Origin of the sequence: Acerihabitans arboris (assembly GCF_010131535.1) — a bacterium.
In the GTDB taxonomy this organism is placed as follows: Bacteria; Pseudomonadota; Gammaproteobacteria; order Enterobacterales; family Enterobacteriaceae; genus Acerihabitans; species Acerihabitans arboris.
The window spans coordinates 140,013-162,391 of record NZ_WUBS01000013.1; the positions used below are offsets into that span (position 1 = coordinate 140,013).

General features: G+C 56.9%; 21 protein-coding genes and 1 pseudogene. 9 read left to right on the forward strand and 13 right to left on the reverse strand.

The window, feature by feature from the left end; translation table 11 throughout:
- Window positions 1-492: 492 nt before the first annotated feature.
- The 9 genes from GRH90_RS18040 to nifH form a co-directional block, all read right to left on the reverse strand.
- Complete coding sequence (locus tag GRH90_RS18040; RefSeq protein WP_162367350.1) at window positions 493-1,623, reverse strand: sigma 54-interacting transcriptional regulator; 1,131 nt, start codon at window positions 1,621-1,623, stop codon at window positions 493-495.
- Between the two features lie 37 nt (window positions 1,624-1,660).
- Entirely contained in the window at window positions 1,661-3,274 is a 1,614-nt protein-coding gene (locus GRH90_RS26540; protein ID WP_162367351.1) for a sigma 54-interacting transcriptional regulator, read from the reverse strand.
- A 191-nt stretch (window positions 3,275-3,465) separates the two neighbouring features.
- Complete coding sequence (gene anfO, locus GRH90_RS18050) at window positions 3,466-4,086, reverse strand: Fe-only nitrogenase accessory protein AnfO (protein WP_162367352.1); 621 nt, start codon at window positions 4,084-4,086, stop codon at window positions 3,466-3,468.
- A 13-nt stretch (window positions 4,087-4,099) separates the two neighbouring features.
- Window positions 4,100-4,606, reverse strand: coding sequence for a pyridoxamine 5'-phosphate oxidase family protein (locus GRH90_RS18055; RefSeq protein WP_246236127.1), 507 nt, complete (start codon window positions 4,604-4,606; stop codon window positions 4,100-4,102).
- Between the two features lie 11 nt (window positions 4,607-4,617).
- Window positions 4,618-5,037, reverse strand: coding sequence for a hypothetical protein (locus GRH90_RS18060; protein ID WP_162367353.1), 420 nt, complete (start codon window positions 5,035-5,037; stop codon window positions 4,618-4,620).
- A gap of 34 nt (window positions 5,038-5,071) precedes the next feature.
- Complete coding sequence (anfK, locus tag GRH90_RS18065) at window positions 5,072-6,460, reverse strand: Fe-only nitrogenase subunit beta (RefSeq protein ID WP_162367354.1); 1,389 nt, start codon at window positions 6,458-6,460, stop codon at window positions 5,072-5,074.
- Window positions 6,461-6,471: 11 nt separating this feature from the next.
- Window positions 6,472-6,822, reverse strand: coding sequence for a Fe-only nitrogenase subunit delta (gene anfG / locus GRH90_RS18070; RefSeq protein ID WP_162367355.1), 351 nt, complete (start codon window positions 6,820-6,822; stop codon window positions 6,472-6,474).
- A 9-nt stretch (window positions 6,823-6,831) separates the two neighbouring features.
- The gene (anfD, locus tag GRH90_RS18075; protein WP_162367356.1) at window positions 6,832-8,397 is read right to left on the reverse strand and encodes a nitrogenase iron-iron protein, alpha chain; all 1,566 of its coding nucleotides are present in this window, start codon (window positions 8,395-8,397) and stop codon (window positions 6,832-6,834) included.
- A gap of 80 nt (window positions 8,398-8,477) precedes the next feature.
- The gene (nifH, locus tag GRH90_RS18080; protein ID WP_162367357.1) at window positions 8,478-9,305 is read right to left on the reverse strand and encodes a nitrogenase iron protein; all 828 of its coding nucleotides are present in this window, start codon (window positions 9,303-9,305) and stop codon (window positions 8,478-8,480) included.
- A gap of 448 nt (window positions 9,306-9,753) precedes the next feature.
- Between nifH and modD the strand changes: the two genes are divergently transcribed.
- Entirely contained in the window at window positions 9,754-10,602 is an 849-nt protein-coding gene (gene modD, locus GRH90_RS18085) for a ModD protein (protein WP_162367358.1), read from the forward strand.
- 97 nt (window positions 10,603-10,699) lie between these two features.
- Here the strand turns inward: modD and GRH90_RS18090 are convergent, their stop codons facing one another.
- The gene (locus GRH90_RS18090) at window positions 10,700-11,128 is read right to left on the reverse strand and encodes a TOBE domain-containing protein (RefSeq protein WP_162367359.1); all 429 of its coding nucleotides are present in this window, start codon (window positions 11,126-11,128) and stop codon (window positions 10,700-10,702) included.
- A 229-nt stretch (window positions 11,129-11,357) separates the two neighbouring features.
- Between GRH90_RS18090 and GRH90_RS18095 the strand changes: the two genes are divergently transcribed.
- Window positions 11,358-12,299, forward strand: a complete 942-nt coding sequence (locus GRH90_RS18095) for an extracellular solute-binding protein (RefSeq protein ID WP_162367360.1) — start codon at window positions 11,358-11,360, stop codon at window positions 12,297-12,299.
- A gap of 22 nt (window positions 12,300-12,321) precedes the next feature.
- A complete protein-coding gene (locus GRH90_RS18100; protein ID WP_162367361.1) occupies window positions 12,322-13,065 on the forward strand; it encodes a molybdate ABC transporter permease subunit in 744 nt (247 codons plus the stop codon).
- Between the two features lie 4 nt (window positions 13,066-13,069).
- On the opposite strand, the gene GRH90_RS18105 is transcribed toward GRH90_RS18100, so the two are convergent.
- A complete protein-coding gene (locus tag GRH90_RS18105) occupies window positions 13,070-14,722 on the reverse strand; it encodes an ADP-ribosyltransferase (RefSeq protein WP_162367362.1) in 1,653 nt (550 codons plus the stop codon).
- A 309-nt stretch (window positions 14,723-15,031) separates the two neighbouring features.
- Window positions 15,032-15,700: pseudogene (locus GRH90_RS26710) on the reverse strand (dermonecrotic toxin domain-containing protein); the annotation flags it as partial.
- Here GRH90_RS26710 and GRH90_RS18115 point away from each other — a divergent pair.
- The 6 genes from GRH90_RS18115 to GRH90_RS18140 all read left to right on the forward strand — a co-directional run bounded on the left by GRH90_RS18115 (window position 15,611) and on the right by GRH90_RS18140 (window position 21,786).
- Window positions 15,611-15,850 (forward strand): hypothetical protein, encoded by a 240-nt coding sequence (locus GRH90_RS18115; RefSeq protein ID WP_162367364.1) that lies wholly within the window; start codon window positions 15,611-15,613, stop codon window positions 15,848-15,850. The pseudogene GRH90_RS26710 and the gene GRH90_RS18115 sit on opposite strands and share 90 nt — an antisense overlap.
- 664 nt (window positions 15,851-16,514) lie before the next feature.
- Entirely contained in the window at window positions 16,515-17,081 is a 567-nt protein-coding gene (locus GRH90_RS18120; RefSeq protein WP_162367365.1) for a Csu type fimbrial protein, read from the forward strand.
- 17 nt (window positions 17,082-17,098) lie between these two features.
- Entirely contained in the window at window positions 17,099-17,629 is a 531-nt protein-coding gene (locus GRH90_RS18125; RefSeq protein WP_246236129.1) for a Csu type fimbrial protein, read from the forward strand.
- Window positions 17,630-17,648: 19 nt separating this feature from the next.
- Window positions 17,649-18,377 (forward strand): fimbrial biogenesis chaperone, encoded by a 729-nt coding sequence (locus tag GRH90_RS18130; RefSeq protein WP_162367366.1) that lies wholly within the window; start codon window positions 17,649-17,651, stop codon window positions 18,375-18,377.
- Between the two features lie 15 nt (window positions 18,378-18,392).
- The gene (locus GRH90_RS18135) at window positions 18,393-20,792 is read left to right on the forward strand and encodes a fimbria/pilus outer membrane usher protein (protein ID WP_162367367.1); all 2,400 of its coding nucleotides are present in this window, start codon (window positions 18,393-18,395) and stop codon (window positions 20,790-20,792) included.
- Window positions 20,793-20,802: 10 nt separating this feature from the next.
- On the forward strand, window positions 20,803-21,786 hold the full coding sequence (locus tag GRH90_RS18140; RefSeq protein ID WP_162367368.1) for a Csu type fimbrial protein: 984 nt from the start codon (window positions 20,803-20,805) through the stop codon (window positions 21,784-21,786).
- 30 nt (window positions 21,787-21,816) lie between these two features.
- Here GRH90_RS18140 and GRH90_RS18145 read toward each other — a convergent pair whose 3' ends face one another.
- Window positions 21,817-22,233, reverse strand: a complete 417-nt coding sequence (locus GRH90_RS18145; RefSeq protein WP_162367420.1) for a GNAT family N-acetyltransferase — start codon at window positions 22,231-22,233, stop codon at window positions 21,817-21,819.
- Between the last annotated feature and the right edge of the window lie 146 nt (window positions 22,234-22,379).

Consider the following 22,379-nt stretch of genomic DNA (forward strand, 5'->3'; position numbering starts at 1 on the left):
CGAATATATGAACTGTTATTTCATAATTTTCGGATGAAAGCAGGCAAAAATGCTGCCATTGGTTTGAGTTAATGACCATGTCGACAACCCACGCCCCCAGTCTGCCATACTATCTGCGCACTATCTATCTACTATAAACAAACGTTATGACCGCTCATAAGAAAATCAGAGGATCACCCACTTCCAAGTGATGCCGGCACGCTATATTACACTGATTAATTAGGACATTTCTTGCCAGGCCGGCCCATAACCCTATGTTGACCGCCCCCGCTCGTTTAATACCGCCCAAGCGGGGTCGGCGGTAATAAGAATTTTGTTTCGGTTAGATCAAATAAAGGTGCAATCACTTCACTGGTTAAAGGAGAAATAAATAAATAAACACTCTTCTCCTATAAAAGAAATAATTCATTAACCTCAAAACATGATGCGCGGGCACCGATCCTTTATCAGTTTACGCCGGCAAACCGGTAATGCGCCGGCATGATAACGCGGCTAGAATTTCTTTACCTCGATGTGCAGTTTCTTCAACGCGTAATAAAGCTGCCTGGGGGTGACATGGAGCAAACGGGCGGCTTTGGCCTTGACTCCGCCGCTTTTTTCCAGGGCGGCCACCAGGCGATAGCGCAAATCCTCATCATCGGCATGGGACGCGATGGTGGTCGCGGGCATGGCGCGCATCGTCTCCGCCGGCCATAAGGGCGCCGCCTGGGCGAAGGCCGCGTCGCCGCCCGGTTCCTGCGGGGCGGTCTCCTGCTGCCGGCTGATTTGCTGGTTCAGCCGCTGCCGGAAGCAGCGCCCGGACAGGCAGGGTAATTGATGGATCACATCCTCCCGGGCCTGTATGGCGGCATGCTCAAGGCAATTCTCGATATCACGCACATTCCCCGGCCAATGGCACAAATAGAGCGGCGCCTGCGCGTCCTCGGTAAGCGACAGCGTCATATGGTTAGCGTGGTTATAGCGTTCAAAAAAATAGTTCACCAAGCCGGGGATATCCTCTTTACGCTCACGCAGGGACGGCAGGGCAATGGTGGCGATATGGATGCGGTAATACAGCTCGGCAAGAAAAGTCCCCTGCGCCATCATCTGCTCCAGGTTTTTTTCCGTGGCGCAGATGATGCGGACATCGCTGGGCAGGGTATGTTTGCCGCCGAGCGGCTTGTACCGCTGCTCCTGTAAAATGCGCAGCAGCCGCTTTTGCAACGGCAGGGAAAAATGGCCGATTTCGCTGATAAACAGCGTACCGCCCGAGGCCAGCGAAATATCTCCGGGATAACCGGCGGCGCAGCCGGAAAACCCCGCTTCACACCCAAACAACTCCCGCAGGATGTCCTCGTTATCGAGATAATCGCAACAGACTTTGATAAACGGGCCGGCGCGATGTTGCGACTGGATATGGATCGCCCGGGCGATGACATCCTTGCCGGTTCCAGGCTCGCCGCGCAGCAGCACCGCGGACCGGGTGGGCGCGATTTTTGCCACCGCCGACAGGGTGCGCTTCATGGCAAAGGAATGGGCGATGATCTGATCGACCTCATGCCCGCCGCGCGCTTTGCGGGAGCCACCCCGGCCCGCCGGCCGGCAAACATCATTGGCGCAGCGCGGGATGGCAATCCTACCCATCACGCCCCCTGCGGCGAGCTTGTCCGCACAATCCATATTAATCTCCACACCGGTAATCTTTATAGTTCAGCTGATATTTGGCCATGCGCAGGCCGAGCATGCGCCGGGTCAGGCCAAGCTGCGCGGCCGCCCTGGACATATTGCCCTGGAAGCGCGCCAGCGCCTCGACGATAAGCTCGTACTCCATCATGGATAAACGGGCTTCCAGGCCCGACTGCTCGCCCAGCTCGCCCAGCACGGCCGGCTGCAGGGCGGCGGGCAGGTGATAGCTGTGGATCACCCCCTCTTCCGCCAGCAACACCGCCCGCTCCATCATGTTCTCCAGTTCCCGCACGTTGCCCGGCCAATCGTAGTTCAGCATTAGATTAAGCGCGGGGGTGGAAATGGCGGGCACGTCAGCCTGCTGCTCTTTGGCAAACCAGGCGTTGAAATGTTCGGCCAGGATCAGGATATCGTTGCCCCGTTCGCGCAGCGGTGGAATGGTGATCGGGAAGACGTTCAGGCGGTAGAACAAGTCCTCGCGAAACGTGCCCTTGGCCACCATGGCGGTTAAATCACAGTGCGTCGCCGCCAGGATGCGCACGTTAACCTTGATCGATTCGTTGCTGCCCAGGCGCTCAAAGCAGCGCTCCTGGATAACCCGCAGCAGTTTGGCCTGCGCCGAGAGCGACAGTTCACCCACCTCGTCCAGGAAAATCGTGCCGCCGTCGGCTTCCTCGAACCGGCCTGCCCGCCGCGCCGCCGCGCCGGTAAACGCGCCTTTTTCATGGCCGAACAATTCGCTTTCGATCACGCTTTCCGGTAACGAGGCACAGTTGAATTTGACAAACGGGCCGCCGCCGCAGCTGCTGTTGTAATGAATGGCGCTGGCGACCCGTTCCTTGCCGACCCCGCTTTCACCGAGGATCAATACGGTGGTGCGGGCATGGCTGACCTTGTCGATCATCCGGTAAACCGACTGCATCGCCTTGGAATTGCCGATAATATTCGCCGGCTTGAATTTTTCCTTTAACTCTTTATCCAGCCGGGCGCTCTGGGCCTGCAATACCTGCTTATGGGCGCGCTCCAGCAAATGCAGTTCCACCGCCTGGGCGATAGTGGTGGCGATAATCGCCAGCACCTCCAGATCCAGGTAAAGCAGTTGCCGGTTATTGTATAAACGCTCCACCCCAATAGTCCCCATCACTTTCATCCCGCGCATAATGGGCACGCATATAAACGACAGACGGCAATCGACCGTTTTATCCCAGCTGCCGGTGCGATTGAGGAACAACGGCTCATCGGCAATCACCGGGACGATAATGGGCTGGCGGGTTTCCACCACTTTGCCGGTGATGCCTTCCCCCGGGTAATAAACGCCTTTTTCGATTTCATCCTTGGTCAAGCCGAAGCTTTCATGGATAAAAATCTGATCGCAACTGGCGTCGTAGAGCGAGATCATCGCCCGGGTGACCTGCAAATGTTTTTGCATCAGTTCCAGCACCAGCTTGAGCGTCTTGGATAAAGACCCTTCCCCGCTGACCACCTTGCTCACCTCGGACAACAGGGGCAGCAGCTCGGAGCGGCATTCACCCAGCTGGCAGGTAAAGGATAACGACTCGGCAAGCGTTGGGCGGGTGGTCGCCGGTTCATTTAAATTGATTGGGTGCATTAACCTTTCCTCCGCGTGGTTGCCTGCCTGGAAGAGAGTGTTGCAAGTTGGCGGCCACAACTCGTTATATAATAAATTATATAACGATATGATTTGCCATTATATTCCCGCAGGCCGACCGGCGGTCGCGGGAGCTTTGTATTAAAAACGACAATGGATAATCAACATTGTGCGATTTGGTACCCGGGATTTCAGGTCCGGTCCGGCAGGGGAAACACCACGGCGTGGCAGCGGCCGTCGGCGTTTTGCGCAATCGTAAGCGCCAGCTTCAGCGCCGGCAGCTCACGTTGGAACCATTTCGGCAAATGGTCGCAGACGATCTCGATTTTTCGAAACGGCGTCTGGCGAAAAAAAGGCAGCAGGACCTGCTTAGAGGTCAAGGCGCCATCGCTTTTCAAAGCGTCGATCAGGTTGAGGTTATATTCCCCGTCGCCCTGCCCCGGCTTGATAAATCCCCGGGGAACCGCCGCCTGTTGGCGCTGGGCGTTCTCCTCCACGAACCGCTGGATGCGCGTCAGGAAACCGGCGGGTTCCCCGTTCAGCCGCCACATATGAATGCCCATGCCGTCAAAATACGACAGCAGGGCGCCGTGAATGGCGGTGGCGACAAAATGGCGGCAGCCGTCCAGGGCGGTCAACATCGTAAGCGTGCTGGTCCTGATTTCACTTAATCCCATCTGCTCATGCAAGGCAAACGGAATATCCCTTTCCTGCCGCCATCCATCGGCATCGGATTCATACACCCTGACGATGCCCGCCTGGTAAAGCGAGGCGGCGCGGCCGCCGGCATCGATAAATACCGCTATCTTCATCTTGCCCTCCAGTTCAAAAGCCGTGTTGTTTGCCCTTCATCGAGATGATATCGATGCGCAGCACCAGGGTGGCGCGCACATTGGCGGCGGGAAAGGTCCAGGCCTTATCGCTAAAGCGGGCGACAATCAGGTTAAGCGCGGCGATTTTTTCCGCCTCGTCCTGGATAAACACCGCGTTACCCAGGCCGATCACCGTGCGGTGCCTGGCCTCGAAATTACAGATCACCTCGTCTTCCACCACGCCCTGTTCGGTTGAAACGGCAAAACACAGGGTACTATTCCTTTTCAGCATCTCTATTTTGGTGCCGGCCCTGGCGGAATGGAAATAGAGCGACGTGCCGTCCCAGGCGTAAAATACCGGCACCATAAAAGGAATATCGTTCTCCGCCAGGGCGATATACATTACCTTGGCCGACGCCAGGATGGCCGCTATTGCGGAGGGTTGCGTTATTTCCCGCTCATCGCGACGCATGGCGCCGTGCGGATGCCCCACCGGCGCGCGCGTGTCTGTCGACTGCATATATCCTTCCTTTATTGGGCCTGGGAACCCTGGGCTCCCAGAGCGGTTAATATCTCCGACAGCTCCCGGCAAATGGCGATAATGCCAACCGAATCCGCCTGGGTCGGGGTGCCGTGATGGTAGTTTTCCAGCGAGCAGATACCGAAGATCTCATCCAGCGCGCGGATCCTGCGGCTTAATTCCGGCGCGAAGGGAATAACCTCCTCCGCCGTATCCATCAGGCTGGCATAGTTGTGGTTAAACGGCATGCTGCCGTACCAGGCGCAGAGCGCAATGAGATAACACTCCACGGCAATCGACGCTACGTTGAATACCAGCCCCGGCGACTGCGCCTGTTCGGCGAACAGCACCGCCCGCCGGTGATAGCCTTCGGCATCATGGGACAGCCGGATAAACTTTTGCCGATCGGATTCAAATAACAGTTTTGACATCGGGTTGTATCCTTATATAAAGCCGTCGCCCCGGTTACCACACGTTAAGGATCCACTCTTTGTTTTTCTTATATTCCATATCGGTAAACAACGCGTTGGCGAACTGTTCCGCCAGCCAGATGGCCCCGGCGTAGCCGACTACCGGATGACGCCATAATCCGGCGCGATCGTAGGTGGGGAACCCGACCCTGACCATGGGGATCTGGTTATCGATGGCGGTAAAACGCCCTTTGGAATGCCCAAGGATCAGATCAAGCTTTAACCCTTCATGGGTAATACGATTTTCCAACTCCCACAGGTCGGCGTTGGTAATGATTTCCATGTCGTAGTCCACCTGTTCCTGCAGCGCGATAATGCGGGGATCGGTAGCGTAAAACGCATTATCGTCGCCGAGCAGCAACAGTACCGGCTTCATTTCCAGATCCAGGCAGAACTCCGCCAGTCCGATGACCAGATCGGGGTTGCCATAAATCGCCACGCGCTTATCGGCCAGGAACATATGCACCAGGTCGGTCAGGGCGTCGATGGCGATGCCGCGTTCGCGCACCAGCGACTCCGGGATCGGCTTGCCGGTGAGCCGCCGCAGGTTTTGCAGCAACGTATCGGTATTGCGGATGCCGATGGGCGTAGGCCCGATAATGGTGGGGATGGCAAATTTTTCCTCCAGGTAATCCGCCGCCTTACGCCCTTCATAACGGTTAAGCGCGATGGTGCCCAGGGCATTGGCCGTTCCCACCAGATCCTCAATAGTGGTATTGCCGTGGGAAACCGTATTGCCGCTGGGCATTACCGGGGAATCGAAGTCTTCAATTTCAAACAGCACGGTGGCGTCGATTTGCATCGCCGCCAGCAGATGCTTCAGCGCCGTTACGTCGCCGGGGTTGACCCAGCCGGTGATCAGGTTAAGCTTGCCGTTGGGCTCGCTTTTTTTGGCGAAATATTTAACAAAATCCCGCACCGCCACATCGTAGCCGCTGACCATACTGCCGACAAAACTGGGGGTATGGATCGGGATCAGGTGAACCTCGCGGCCCGGAAACTTCTCTTTTAGCAGCTCGTCGTTAAGCTTGCGCACCACGCCGTCCACGTCGTCGCCGATCACCTCGGTGGAACAGGTGGTGATGATCGGCACCACCTTGACATGGGGATAACGCATCAGCAGCACGTCCACCGCCTGCTCCACGCGATCGAGCGCGCCGAATACCGCGCCGTCCTCATGCACCGAAGAAGAGGCGATTTCAAAACTCTCCTTCAAATGCTGGGAAATCAGCAGGCGCACAAACATCACGCACCCCTGGCCGCCATGGACGATGCCGATACAATCCTTGATACCGATGCTGACATACTGCGCCCCCGCCGGCTGGCAGGTGAATATCGGGTTGATAACGCCGGTACGGTCTTTCTTTCTTAATTCACACGACATGATATTGCCCTCTAATAGCGCTGATCGGTTAATTCCGCGTTTAGCGAACCGGTGATCGTCAGGTAATTCAGCCGCTCATGCAGCGCGGTAATCAACTGTTTGATATCCCCTTTGTCCATCAGTCCCAGCCAGGGAAAATGCAGTTTATACGCGTCCACCAGCACCACGGCGTCGGCCCAATAGCAGCGATTGGCCGGGGTGCCAAGATCCACCGGATCGTCGCACAACAACTGCGCGACGATCCGCAAAATGCCCGCGTTCTGCTTTTCCCGATCCCAGACGCGGGAGTGGAACTGCCAGAGGCAATTTTTCATGATGTAATCGATGAGCGGCTCGATACGGTCTTCAATCTCGTTTGCCATGATGTCTCCTTATTCCGCCGTAGCGGCCGTCTGGCCGGGAAAGGCAGGATAAACACGCTCGCGTAATCTGGATACGCTGTCATAACCGCCGGTATACTGACGCAGGGTGGAAGATGTCCGGGTCGCCTCGTCCAACGCGGCGCCCGCCAGCATCTTCTGCGTAACGAATCCCTGGCCGGTGGGAATGACGTCCTGGCTGATATCCAGCAGAGCCAGTTGATGGATTGGCGAGTAGATGGCGTTATAGATGTCGCGCGCAAAACGCACCCAGCCCTCGTAACCTTTATAGGGGCCGTTGTGATACGCATGGGCGTTCAGATAGGGCACGCGGATTTTTTTCGCCACTTCACCCGGGCGTTTGCCGGTAAAGATCACGTCCGGCTTGAGCTTGTACATCGCTTCCAGGGTTTCCAGCTCATTGGGATCGTCGATGGCCATAGCGCCGGCCTCGCAGCGGGCAATGCCTTTTTCCATATCGCCCTGGTGACCGAATTTGGTGTAGACCGAGACCACTTCCAGGCCCATTTCCGCATGGATCACGTGCGCCCAGTGCCAGAGTTTGGAGCCGCCGGGCCACAGGCAGACCTTTTTGCCCTTCAGGCGCGCCATATACCAGTCAAGCTCCGGTTTCCAGCGGGCGGTTTCCTCGTCGATAATCGCCTGCGCGCGGTCTTCGATGCCGAAAAACAAGCCGATCTTGCGCAGGGAGTCCGATAGGGGGCCAAAACCGAAGCCGTCGATATCCAGGCGCGGAATATCGTAACGCACCCGCAGTTCATTGCAGATATATTCCGCGGAACGCGCGCACTCCAGCACATTAAGATGGGCTTTATGCATGCCGCGCAAATCGTCGTAGGAGCCGTTGCCGGTAAAGGTGGACAGCACCTGGATGCCCATGCGTTTAAAATAGTCCACCATCACTTCCTGATCGCCCTGGATGTTGTATTCACCCACATAGTTGATCACGTGATCGCTGGTAATCTTCGGTTCGACGGTGCCGACCTTCTGGTTTATCCAGGCGATATTGATTTTATGATGGCCGCCGGACTGGCTCGGGCCGGCAAATCCGGGCGAGTTACAGACAAAAATATCCACATCCGGCATTTCATCCATCACATCCTGCGCCACGGCCGCGATATCGTCGCCGATCAGCGCCGACGCGCAGGTTTGATAGATGGTCATGCGCTTAATGGTGGGATGGGCCTTGAACGCTTCCAGGATATTCTGTTTCAGCACGCCCTCCGCGCCGAATACGATATGTTTTTCTTTCATATCAGTGGCAAAAGTGTATTTCAGCTGGAAGTTATCGTTATCGCTGATATAGCGTTTGGTTTGCCAGGTATCGTAGGTGCACCCCACCGGCCCGTGGCTGATATGGATAACATCCTTCATCGGCGTGCCGATCACGTGCTTGGCGCCGCAATAGGCGCAGCCGCGTTCGGACAGCGTGCCCGGAATGGTGTTCAGGTAGCCTAACGGGAGCACCGAGGTCAAGTCCTCTTCGGCTCCTTTAACAACGGCATGGAGTTTCCGCTCAGGAATACACTTGCTAACCTCAAACTCATGATGTGGCATGGTTCACTCCCCGATTTGGTTGATGGTCGTCTTACCGGCCGGCATACGCCCGGCCCTTTATTCAATCGCCCGTTAACAGATCAATCGGCCAGGCCGTATTTGACCACCATGGCTTCCAGCGCTTCCATGGTCATGGGCTTGGGGATAACCAGGTTTTGATTTTCAATAATCTTTCGCCCCAGTTCGCTGTATTCATGCGCCTGGTTGGATTCAGGATCGAATTCAGTGACGGTCTTTTTATTGAATTCGGCTTTCTGCACGATATTATCCCGCGGCACAAAATGCAGTAACTGCGTGCCAATGGCGGCGGTGAATTCTTCGACAAATTCACGTTCTCCGTCAACCTTTCGGCTATTACAAATAATACCGCCGAGACGGACACCGCTCTGCTTGGCATATTTAACCAAACCCTTGCAGATATTATTGGCGGCGTAAATCGCCATCATCTCGCCGGAGGCGACAATATAGACCTCTTGGGCTTTACCTTCACGGATCGGCATGGCGAAACCGCCACAGACCACGTCGCCCAATACGTCAAAGAAAATAAAATCCAGATCGTCCGAATAGGCGCGGTTATTTTCCATCAGGTCGATGGCGGTAATGACCCCGCGCCCGGCGCAGCCCACGCCCGGCTCCGGACCGCCCGACTCTACGCAGCTGATGCCGAACACACCGGTTTTCACCACCATCTCATTGGTGATCTTTTCCGCGCCCTGATCGCGTAATACATCCATTAATGTTTCCTGATGCATGCCGCCCAAGATCAGCCGCGTAGAATCCGCCTTGGGGTCGCAGCCATGAATAAACACCTTCTGGCCGTGGTAATAAGCTAATGCGGCGGCGGTATTTTGCGTGGTGGTCGATTTGCCGATACCGCCCTTGCCATAAATTGCCAGTTTGCGAGTCACAATAAAGAACTCCTCTGATAAATACTGAATAATGAATAAAGACCTTAAAGACAGTATGAATAGAGCAATCCCCATGCCAACGGAGAGAACAATCGTCACGGCGGCAATAATAACGGGTGTTGCTGCGCGGCCAGAAGATGTTACCGCCTGTATTTCCTGGGAATATTAACCGGCGGCGCAATCTTGTTTTATCAATGTCGCTTGATAATATGGGACTCTATAAATGCGAATTTAGTACATTCACGAACATTAACAAAAATAAAAGTTCATGCGCGTGTTTTATCCGGAGCGGTGACCCGACCGGCCCGGCGCTTGATCCGTATCAATCCCGTTGTACCGCCGGTTGTGTTATTGGTGATACGTCCAGATCATAGGCAGCCGCCGGTGCCCGAGCGCCGGCGGCTGGTTAAATGGCGCATTATTCCCCTTATGCCAACGAGGCAACACCATGCTTTTTCTTTCCGATCAAGAGCTGGATTCACTACTGCTGGAAGATATCCGCTACGGCGACCTAACCACCCGCGCCCTGGGTATCGGCGCGCGCCGGGGCGTCATGACCTTTAGCCGGCGCACCACCGGGAAAGTCAGCGGCCTGGACGCCGCCGCGCGGGTCCTGCAACGGCTGGGGCTCAGCGTGGCCGTCGCCGGGGCCGACGGGCAGGTGGCGCCGGCCGGCGACCCGCTGTTAACCGCCGCGGGACCGGCCGACAGACTGCACCAGGGCTGGAAGGTGGCGCAAAACCTGCTGGAATGGTGCAGCGGCGTCGCCCAGGCCACCCACGACCTGGTCGCCCTGGCGCAGTCGATCAATCCCCGGATGCAGATCGCCTGCACCCGCAAAACCATTCCCGGCACCAAAACGCTGGCGCTGGGCGCGGTAATTGACGGCGGCGGCACCTTGCATCGCTGCGGCACCGCGGATACGGTGCTGTTGTTCGCCAATCACCGCCATTTCTGCGCCGATCCGGCGGATTGGCGCCAGCATGTGGCGACCCTGCGCCTTAGCGCGCCGGACCGGTTAATCGTGGTGGAGGCGGATAATGAAACCGAAGCCATGGCGGCGATAGACGCCGGCCCGGATCTGGTGCAGCTGGATAAATTCAGCCCCGGCGCGGTAAGCCGGGCGCTGGCCTATGCCAAAACCCAGGCTCCCGCGTGCCGGCTGGCGGTGGCGGGCGGGATCAATACCGGCAATATCGGGGAGTACGCCCGCACCGGCATTGAGCTGGCGGTCACCTCGATGCCTTACTACAGTCCCCCCGCCGATATCAGCGTCCGGCTGCATCCCGTCCCTTGATACGACCCGCGTCAGCCGGCATCAGCTCGATGCCGCCACCAGACACCGCGGGCGCGGGCACCGGATCGTCTTCGGCGGTTTCGGTCCTTATTGGCGGTTATTCGTGGGTCGCCAGCACGATGCTGGACGCCTTGACCAGGGCGATCGCCTCGTCGCCTTCCTTGAGCCGCAGGCCGGCGACGCTCTCGTTGGTAATCACCGATACCAATGACATGCCGTCATCAATGGCCAGCGTCACTTCGCTGTTGATGGCGCCTTTGACGATATTGGTGATGTTGCCGGTAAACTGATTGCGCGCCGAAAAACGCAGGCCGGTATCGGCGGCCGTCAGGATCACCCAGGGCGCCTTGATAAACGCGCTGGCCTCGCCGCCCACGCGCAGCTCGAGATATTGCACGCTGCTGTGGGTAATAGTGGCGACCAGCGCCTTGCCGCCAGGCAGGGTGAGTTCTACTTCATCATTAACCGCGCCTTTGACAATAGCGGTAACGGTGCCGGTGAGATGGTTTCTTGCGGATGTCAGCATATTCTTCTCCAGGAGGTTAAAGGAAGCATGGGCAAATATTATTACCCGTGCCAATTATCCAGCAACTTTTGTGCCATCTATCCCTAACGCTGTTGATGTGCATTATAAAAATTATCATCGCACAACGACCGAATAGTCCATTAATATTTTGGTAAATTTAAACCCTTGATCTTTGGAAATACCGGCCGCTATTGTTATGTAATTTTTTATATAACGGTAGCCAATATCAATGAACAGAAACTTTTTGTATAGGGTGGTTTTGTTAAGCGCACTGGGGACATTTTCCAGCCCCGGCGCGCGGGCGGCGGATGATATCCGCGTCACCTACGCCGGATCTATGGGGGTGGTGATGGATAAATATCTCGGCCCCGCCTTTGCCAAGGAACGGCACCTTACCTACCAGGGACAGGGGCAAGGGGCTTATGGCATGGCGCGCCTGCTGGCCTCGAAAAAAATCGTCGCCGACGTGTTTGTCTCCATCACCCCCGGACCGATGGATATCCTGCAACAGGCCGGTCTGGTGGATCAGGCCGTGCCGGTGGCCAGTACACGCATGGTGATCGTCTATAATCCCAAAAGCAAATTCGCCCCCGCCTTTGAAACCGCTAAACACGCCCCTCCGGGTGACGGCGCCACCGCCTGGTGGAAAGTATTGCAATCGCCGGGACTGGTGTTCGGACGCACCGACCCGGTTAACGATCCGCAGGGGCAGAATATTATCTTTACCATGCTGCTGGCGGAAAGATATTATCAGCAGCCGGGGCTGGCCCATAAGGTGCTGGGGGATGTGCAGAACCCGAAACAGGTTTTCGCCGAAGGCGGTTTGCTGACGCGCATGGAGTCGGGACAGGTGGACGCGGCGTCCGGCTATGAAAGCGCCACTATTTCTGCCAAATTGCCCTACATCACCCTGCCGGATGAAATTAACCTGAGCAACCCCGCCATGTCGAAAGACTGGTACGATAAGGTCAGCTTCCCGGTAAAAGACGCCGCCGGACAAGAAAAAACCCTGCATACCCAGCCGCTGGTATTTTATGCCGCGGTATTGAACAATGCCCCGGATGCCGCCCAGGCACGTAAATTTATCGCCTATATGCAAAGCCAGGCCGGGCAGGATCTGTTGAGGCAAAACGGCTATGGGCAACCCAAAGGCGGGTCGCTTTATCATTAACCGCTGCAGGATACCCCGCCAGATGACGGCCCGCTGGCTGGCGCTGCCCGCGCTGCTGTTATTGGCCCTGCCGTTTATCACCCTGGTGGGCGTAACGCCCTGGCGTGATTTCCACCTGGCCTATGGCGACTGGGGATCGGTTTGGGTCTCACTGGGACTGAGCGGCATCTCCATGCCGCTGATTATCCTGTTGGGCGCCCCCCTGGCGCTATGGCTGGCGCGCACGGCGTCGCCCATGCGCCATTGGGTCGAAATCATGGTGCTGGTACCCCTGCTGACCCCGCCGCTGGCGTTGGGCATACTGCTGGTATCCGTCTATGGTCCTTACGGCACGCTTGGCGGGTTGTTAACCCGGCTCGGCCTGTCATTGACCAATAACGCCGGCGCGTTCGTCATGGCTCAGGTCTACGGCGCGCTGCCCTATTTTGTCATGTCGGCGCGTTCGGCCTTTGCCGCCGTCCCGCCGGAGGTGGAGGACGCGGGTAAAATACTGGGCGCGTCCTCCTGGCAGATCCTGACCCGGCTGACGCTGCCGCTGGCCCGCCAAGGCCTGGCCACCGGCCTGGCGATTGCCTGGGTCAGGGTGGTTGGCGAATTCGGTATCGTCCTGGTCTTTTCCTATTTTCCTCAGGGGATCCCGGTCAAGCTGTATATCAACCTGCAAAATGACGGGGTGGACTCGGTCTATTCACTGCTATGGCTACTGCTGGCGGTGACGCTGCCTTTCCCCGTAGGGTGCCTGACACGCTCGCGCCGTAGACCCTAACGCCCTAGGGTGCGCGTACTGGGAAATGTACTTTATTGCCATAAAAATCGAAAGATTGCGCTTCAGGATGCTTTTTCAGCAGGCTGAGCGCGTTTTTTGGCGGGAGTTCCCTCAGGGAAATAACGCCGTCCCCACGTTTTTTGACGATAAAAAAAGCGTTTCTTTGAATCAAGACTTCGCATTCCTCAAGGTGCCGGGTATAAAGCATGATGGGGTACCCCGACTTTTCCAGGTAAATATCAAACAATACCGGCGAAAAACGCGCCACTGAGCTGAAGGCGAATCTCTGCGCCACCGTCTTTTCCACCGAGGTGGAGATAAAGCTGGTGCTGATAAGCACGTCATTGACATGAATCGCCCGCAATGCCTTTTTTCTCATAATGCCTCCCCGATATACCATCCCGGGATAAGCGGGTATTTTCATTAACGCCTGTTCAAGCAGGCCAGCCTGACTGGCAACCACCTCCCTGACCCAAGGAGAAATAAACACTGGCGGACTGCCTTGCCGAAGAAAATCATTAACCGCATCGTAATTAGTGCCGCCATAGGCTATCAGCGCGGATATTTCACCGGACGAGAGTATCCCCTCATTGATTTTTTCGGTGCAAAACACATATAACTTTGCCCCGGCAGCGGAAAGATCAAGCGATTCCTGGACATAACCCGTTTTGGAAAGCTGATATAACTTCCCTTTCTCTGCGCTATAAAAAACATTTATCAATTTTTTAGGATTCTTGCTGAAAATAGCGCGAAACCCGGTTTTACGTTGAGCGTAGATGCCATAGCCTTTTTTATTGCTGTTTGCCTTGACCAAATAATATTTATCTTCAAAATTGATATAGGTTTTCGCATTAAGGGAATCTCTATATACAAATGCCTGGTCGGTATCCCTTAACAGCTCGCTTTTGATGTCCCGTGCATCAATCCCCGCTCCCGACCGCCTTAATAGCCCGGCTAAATCCTGGGAAAATTTTACGCATCCGGGATCCGCCGGCATGGGGTTGCGTTTTTTCCTGCAATGCGCGTCCTCGTAAACCACAGGCTCGCTCGCGACTGACGCTTTTTTTTCCTTGGATAATACATACAACTGGTAATCATCATCATAAAATAAGGCCATGTCCATGTCAGCGCACAAGCGATAGCGGCCTATTCCCGCATCCTGTATCACCTGATGAAACTTGCCCTTGATTTTAAGATAACGTTTGCCTGCCGATGAAAGCACTATCCCCTGGCCATTTATCCGCGCCCCGGGAACCGAAGACAATCCCGCAATACCGGCTTCTTTTATAAAATTAATTATTTCGGGATGGATTTTTATCCTTTCCCGATAGGGTACGAATTTCCTTCTGACCGGCATCTTAACGCCAAAACCCTGTTTGACGCCGTCCACCGCGGATAACCGACGACGAAGGCTCAGCCTTTTACGTATCCGGCTGGTAATGCTTTTACCGCCGCCGACTGCGGGACCAGGACGAAAGCCACCGGACGGGGGGGACGCCAGTTTTTCCAACACGTCCGTCAAGGCCATCAGCAGGATATTCACGCCGTCATTGATTGCGCCGGACATACCCTGGTCGCGCTCGGCGGCGTTGTCGCCGGAAGACATTTTCTCCAAATTGATACCGAGCGAAATAAACGGGGTCACCGGGTTGGGCAACAGGGCATCCGCGGCGTTAAGATAGCGCCCCAGCATATCCCTGCGGACCTCGGCATCCGATTTTATCAATATATCGGCATCGGCATAGGAGCGTTCTTCCTGCCGTTTTAGCAACACCTGGCTTAATTCACCGGTAACCGGGACCCTTTTTTGCCAAATCCTGGCGACATATTGTCCGGCGGATTTTTTATCGGCGAAGGTATCGAGCCAACTGTCCACGCCCGCATAAATTATGCCGTCCTGCCGGTCATAGAGGGAAAAATGCACAGCTATGCCATGACGGGACAATTTTTCCCGGCAGCTTTCGATGACCCATGTGCGTAATTGTCCAATGGATTTAAACCATTTGATCATTTTATTTCTGGGCATATAAATTATGTAGCCCAAGACGTCAGGCCATGCAAAAACCAGCAGATCCGTGGCCTGGTAACCGTTGATATCAAATAGATAAACGCTGCTATTGGCCGGGTTTTTATCGCCAAACCCAAACCGGCTTAACAACAATCCCTGCAGTTCATGCGGGAGATGACGCCTTGCGCCGGCGAGGGCAAAAATCAAGGAGTAGATATTCGTCACTTCCTGGCTCTGCTGATTTTTCCAGTAATGCGCTAAAGCAGTCCGGTACGTGCTGTAAAAATCCATGTCCCAGATAATGTTAACCAGGGCGGACGGCTTTAACAACACCTGGTTTTCACCGCCGAACCCCTGAGCTCCGTTGGCATCCACCCTATAGACCCCCGCCATCAGGTCTACGATGTCCAGATTATCCTGGGCATCGGCGGGAAAGTTTTGCAGCACGCATCCGGTCAGGGTTGATGACGCCACCAGGCTGGCGGACTCGTGGCGCCAGCCGGTAATGGCGCTGGGATCGTTGATGGCGGAGCTGAAATGATGGAAATAGGTCCGGTCCGTGTCGATATCCAGGCCGGCATGGGCTTTCAGCGCTTTTTTAAGCCCATCCCTGGCCTGGTCGCGCAGTACCGGATAGCCTTTATGCCGGTCATAATAGTATTTCACCCGATGATAATCATTTGTTTTTTTAGTCTTTTTCATCCTGGCGATGTTAATTTCACTCTCCTTTCGGGGGTTTTTAGCCGTGAGCGGGATGGTGTGAGATTTGTTATATAACGACTGTGGCGCAAGTTTATCGATACCTTGAGCACGGTCGCCGTAGAAATAATGATTTCTGGCGCCCATTAAATGGGCGCCATTGAGTGGTGGAACGTGTCGGGTTATATTTTCACTGGTAATTACCAGGCGGCCTATTGCTTGATGCGCCATATAGCGTCGGTCTCCTCTGGCGTAGTCGCGCGGTTGCGCAACGCCCGCGATCGGCGTCATCGTATCTACGACATTGGAGATAATAAGTATTGTCTGCAATATCAATTGCGCCGTGTGTGCTTTGGCCGGGCCAGCCGGCCCCCGCGCCAAACGGCTTGCCCATTGTCGCTGCTGCTCCTGGCTGATGCTCCGCGCATTCCGCTGATTATGATACTCGCCAAGATTGTGTCGGTAATACTTAACGGCCGTCAGGTTGGCTGTCTTCATCCCTGTCCACTCTTACTTTTATAGGTTATGCCTTCCGCAATCTATAACCGGCCTGACTGTAAGGGTTCATTATTCGTCACGGTTTTTTTACCAGCATAAAATACCTGATATCCCCGGCCATGGCCTATTAACATTCACTCACCTTATCTTTAATTATTATTCGATATATTTTTCAAAAAAATAATGTTCTTATTTTTATTAATTACCCTTTGAGCAATGTCTATTGGTTCCCATGAGGAATAGTATGCATATGAAGTTTTTTCTCCTGGCATGGTGGCTGGGCTGCGCCCTGACGGGATTTGCCCGGGCGGCGGCGACTACCGGCACCATTAACGCCACGCTGACGCTAACCAACGGTTGCCTGATCAACGGCGATCCGGCCACCGCCAACGCCAGCTTCGGCACGCTGGATTTCGGCACCCATCCCGCCACTTTCGATACCCTTAGCGCTACCCTGACCGGCGCCACCGGCGACGGCATCCGCGTCCGCTGTACCGACGGCGCCACCTATAGCGTGCAGATTATCGGCAGCAATACCGCGCCGACGAATGTCTATGGCGCGGAAACCGCCAGCCCGCGTTACCTGGTGCTCGGCAGCGACGCCTCCCAGGGTATCGCCTATACGCTATACAATGACGCCGCCTTCACTACCCCCATCGCCAATAACACCAGGCTAAGGGCCTCAGGTATCCCGGATCCGGTCAACGGTAATATTTACCCGGTATACGGGCGCGTCAGCCAGGGCGGCAATAATACCGCCGTGCCGGCTGGCACCTATACCGACGTTATCAACGTCCAGGTCATTTACTGACAGCGGGTGATGCAGGGATGTTATTACGCAACGCGTTTTACCGACGGCGCGGCCTCGGCGAGGCGCTGGGACCGATGCTGGCGTTGTACTCAGGCATGCTGCAGGCGTTGCCCACCCAAACGTTCCAGGTGTCGGCATCGGTGGTGGCGGGTTGCCGGATCCAGGGCGGCGGCGTGCTCGGTACCCTGGATTTCGGCAGCTTGTCCGGTATCGACGCCCGCCCGGTCAACGCCGCCGTGGTGCAAAGCGCCACGTTTTCCATGGCCTGTACGCCGGGTATGACATTGATGATGAATATCAGCGGCGGTAATCATTTCACCGCCACGCGTAACCTTCAGCGGCTGAACGGCAACGACCTGATTGCCTACCGTCTTTTCACCAGCGCCAGTTTTACGCCGGTCAGTGAAATCCCGGTTAATCAGGCGGTCCCAATCAGCTATACCGATGGCGAGGCGATACAATTCCCGATTTATGGACAATTGCAGCTGAATGGATTTAACCCGGCAGGAACCTATGCCGATACCTTGACGGTAACCCTGTCCTGGTAACCATTTAGAAGGATCTAATATGAAAATAGCAAACCGCGGGCGTTTCGCGCTCGCGCTTCTGTTGCTGAGCCTATGGCTACCGGCGGCATGGGCGGGACACGCCGTGCTTATCTGGCCAGTGGATCCCGTGATGGCCGGCGCGCAAAAAGCCGCCGAACTGTGGGTGGAAAACAAAGGCGCCACCGCCACCTTGCTACAGGTGCGGATCTTTGCCTGGCAACAGTCCGGTGAGGGCGAGCGGTTCCATACGCAGCAGGATATTATCGCCAGCCCGCCCATGCTCAGGCTGGATGCCGGCCAAAAACAGCTGATACGCCTCATCAGGCAAACGCCGGCCGCGGCCGGCCGGGAACAGGCCTACCGGATATTGCTTGACGAAATCCCCACTCCCGGCGACCGGGTCGACGATCCCGCCAATTCGCTAACCTTCCAGATGCGTTACTCCATTCCGCTGTTTGTCTATGCCGGGCAGGCCTCGCCGGACAGCGGCGCGCCGCTGCTAAGCTGGCGACTTGTCCAGGTAAAAGGCCAGACCTGCCTGGAGATTGCCAACCGCGGTCCGGTGCACGCCCGGCTGAGCAGAGCGCGGCTGGGGACATATCAGCTTACCGACGGGCTGTTCGGCTACGTGTTGGCCAACTCCAGCTACCGCTGGCCGCTAAAAGCCCCTGTAGATGCCGGTTCGCTGCTGGAAGCGCGGGTGGACAACCGCAAAACGGTATGGCGCAGCAGAGCCGCCGCCCGCTAGAGGATGGCCAGCTTGATGATAAACTGTCCTTCGCCGGCCTTTATCCGGCGCTATGCCTTGAGCGTGTTGAGCTATTGCGCTTATTTGTTTCCTCTGGACGGCAAGGCGGAAACCTTCACCACGCTGCCGCCGCCGCCGGGCGTTGCGCCGGGGGAGGCGCACCCCCACTATCTGCTGGAGCTGGTGGTCAACGAAGCCGCCGGCGGCAGGATTGTGCCGGTGGAGTTTCGCGACGGGCATTACATCGTGCCCACCGCCGATCTGCTGCAGGCCGGCCTGCCGGCCGACCGCTTAAGCGCTACGTTTACGGATGTGTCCGCCATTCCCGACGTCAAGGCGACCTATGATCGCCCCCGGCAACGGCTGCTGCTATCGGTGCCGGCCCGCTGGCTGCCGGAACAGTCGCTGAGCCTGGAGCAGGGTGGCCGGCGCCATCCCGGACGCGTCAGCCCCGGCGCGTTGTTCAACTATGATGTTTACGGCAGCCGTGTCGACCGGGGCGGCGTGCGCCTGGCCGTCTGGAATGAACTGCGCGCGTTTGGCGACGCCGGGCACCTCTCGGTTGACGGCGTGGCACAGCGCCAGATCTCGGGAATGGACAGCGGCCGCAGCGGTTATCTTCGTTATGATACGTACTGGGCCAACCAGAGCGAGGAGCATGCCCTACGCTGGGTGGTCGGCGACGCGGTTACCGACGCGCTGGCCTGGAGCAGCAGCGTACGCATCGGCGGCGCCCAGATTGCCCGCGATTTTTCGGTACGGCCGGATATCGTTACCTATCCCCTGCCCGCGTTTGCCGGCCAGGCGGCGGTGCCGACCACCATCGATATGTTTATCAACGGCTACCGGACCAGCAGTAATACCCTGCAGCCCGGCCCTTATTCGCTCAGCAACATGCCCTTTATCAACGGCGCGGGCGATGTGGTGATCGTCACCTCGGACGCGGTGGGCCGTCAGGTTGTCACCCAACTGCCGTTCTATGTTTCCAGCAGCCTGTTAAAACCCGGGCTGGCCGACTATTCCCTGGCCGCCGGCGCGTTGCGACGCGGCTACGGCGTGAAAAATGCCGACTATGGTCCACCGGTGGCCAGCGGCTCCTATCGCCGTGGCATAACGGACTGGCTGACGTTGGAAAGCCATGCCGAAGGCGCGCAAAACCTGGCCCTGGCCGGCGCGGGCAGCTTGGTAAAGCTGGGGCGCGCGGGCGTGATGGACGGCTCCTGGACCCGCAGCCGGCTAAGCGGGGGCGAAGGAGAGCAATATGGCTGGGGCTATCAATACAATAACCGGGTGGCCAGCGTCGGCATGCGGCACACATGGCGTAGCCGGCGCTTTGGCAATCTGGCGCTACTTGATAACGACGCCTTTCATTCACCCCACGCCGCCTGGACGTTAAGCCGCGGCAGCGCCCAATACAACGCCAGCATCACGCTTAATCGCTATGGCAGCCTGGGCGCGGCGCTGATTGATATTCGCAGCCAGGGGGGCGAACGCACCCGCTTATGGAACCTGTCCTGGAGCAAGAATCTGTGGGGCGACGCCAGTTTGTTCGTGACCGGCAGCTACGATCGGCAACAGCAGGATTACTCCGGCGCCATCTCCCTGGTTTTTCCCTTTAGCAGCCTGGCCAGCGCCAGCCTCAGCGTGGAGCGAGACAGGCCCGGCGGTACCGCGCAGCGCCTGACGGTTTCCCGCGCCATGCCCAACGACGGCGGTATTAGCTGGGATGCGTCCTATGCCCGGCAGCAAAAGGAAAAAGATTACCGCCAGGCCACGCTCGAATGGCGCAACCGGTATGTTGAGACCTCCGGCGGCTTTTACGGCGTCGGCGGCAACGCTATTCAATGGGGAGATGTCAGCGGCGCATTGGTGACGATGGACGGCCGGCTGCTGGCGGCAAATCAATTAGATAATGCGTTTGTCCTGGTAAAAACCGGTCATCCCGATGTGCTGGTCCGTTATGAAAACCAGCCGGCCGGCGCGACCGACCGATCGGGCTACCTGCTGATCCCAAACGTAACCGCCTATTATCCGGCTAAATACGATATCGATATCTTAAACATCCCGGCCGATTTAACGGCCGCCACTATCGAGCAACGTTTTGCGGTGCCACGCCAGAGCGGCTACCTGCTCTGTTTCCCTATCGAGCCGCTGCGCGCGGCCAGCGTCATTCTACAAGATGGGCGGGGTCAACCGCTGCCGGTCGGCACCCGCCTGTTGCGCGACGATCAGCCGGAGGAATACGTAGGCTGGGAGGGGCTTGCCTGGCTGGAGAACCTGGCGACCGACAACCGGCTGCGCGCCATTACCCCCGACGGGCGCGGCTGCGAAACCCGCCTGCGGCTGCCGGACGGCAAGCCACGGGCCTTACAGACCTACGGGCCCCTGGCATGCCCGCTGCCCGCCGAGCCTTGAGGAGCGTCAGATGAAAGAGTTATCGCCGGGAGCCATGTTCCTGATCTTATGCCTCCTGTGCCAGGTCGCCCATGCCGCCTGCACCCTGCCCGGCGCCAGTGTTGCTTTGGGCACGGCGAGTTCATTCAGCATCAACAGCGCCGTCAGCGCGTCCAGCGGCAATATTCAGGTTAACTGCGGCGCCGGCGGCACGCTGGCGCTGATGAGCACCGACTATATTCACCTGCAGCTCTATTCCGCCAGCAACGTCAGCGCCGGTCGGGCGGCACTGAAATATGCCGGCGGCGCCGACGTTATCCCACTCCAAATCTGCACCACCGTCAACTGTTCAACGGAACTGGCGCTAAACGGCGCCCCGGCGATGTTTAACTCCGGCCAGTTGATTAACCTGGTCGGCCTGATGGGGGGATCGAATTTCACTATTCCGCTGTATATGCGCACCATGACGGGCCAGAACGTGGCGGCGGGAACCTATACCCTGACCCTCAATATCCTGGTGAACTACGCTATCTGCACCGGTATCGGCGCGCTGGGGCAATGCATGCCGGGCAGCAGCCAGACCGGTTCCGCCATGGTGCCGCTGGTCGTTACCCTGGTGATCACCAATGACTGCGTGACCATTACCGCTGCCAACATCAGCTTTGGCGACGCGCCGCTGGTGAGCGGTTTTAACCCGGTGTCGCAGGCCGTGACCGTTGTCTGCACCAAAGACAGTACCTATACCGTGGGAATGGGCAATGGCAATAACGCGGTCGGCAACGTCAGGAACATGGCCGGCGGCGGCCATTTGCTCGGTTACGATATCTACAAAAGCACCGGCTGCGCGCGCTGGGGCGACAGCGGCAACGATCGCTGGGCCAGCGCGCAGTCAAGCGGCGTCAGCAGCGACGGCACCCAACGCACCTATCAATATGTCGCCAGGATCCTGCTAAACCAGCCTACGCCGCCGCCGGGCAACTATAGCGATAATGTGGTTATCGATTTGTCATTCTAGACCGCGCGACCGGATACGCCCTGCCGACGCTTAAACCAGCGCCTTGGTCAGGTAATACCGCTGATGGACGCGGGGATAATTATCCAGCGTCATCCGGCAAACGTAGCCCAGCTTTTCATAAAACGGACGGGCCTGGAAACTGGTGGTATCCACCTGCGCGAATATGCATCCACGGGCGATAGCCTCGGATTCCGCGGCGCGCATCAATCGGGTGCCGATGCCCTGGCCGCGCAGCGCGGCGCTGACCCACAGCAAATCGATGCGCAGCCAATTGCCCGCCGTAGAGCCGCTCAACCCGCTGAGCTTATTGCCGGCCTTGTCGGTAAAAAAGATAGCCAACGCCTTGATCTCGCTGACATCAATATGTTGCGCGGAATAATGAATAATGCCGTTTCTTAACTCATCGATATCTTTATGCGTCGGCTCGCTGGTAACGATCATGTCCATCATGGCCCTCCCCGGTTGATAGCCTAATCATGCCGTAAAGCGGTGCCGGGTACCAATGTTTCGAGCCAGGGACGATTTAAGCTTTCGGGATTATCAGAGAAAAGTATGCGCGTAATCTGCGGAAGGGGGATAAAAAAGAATGGTTA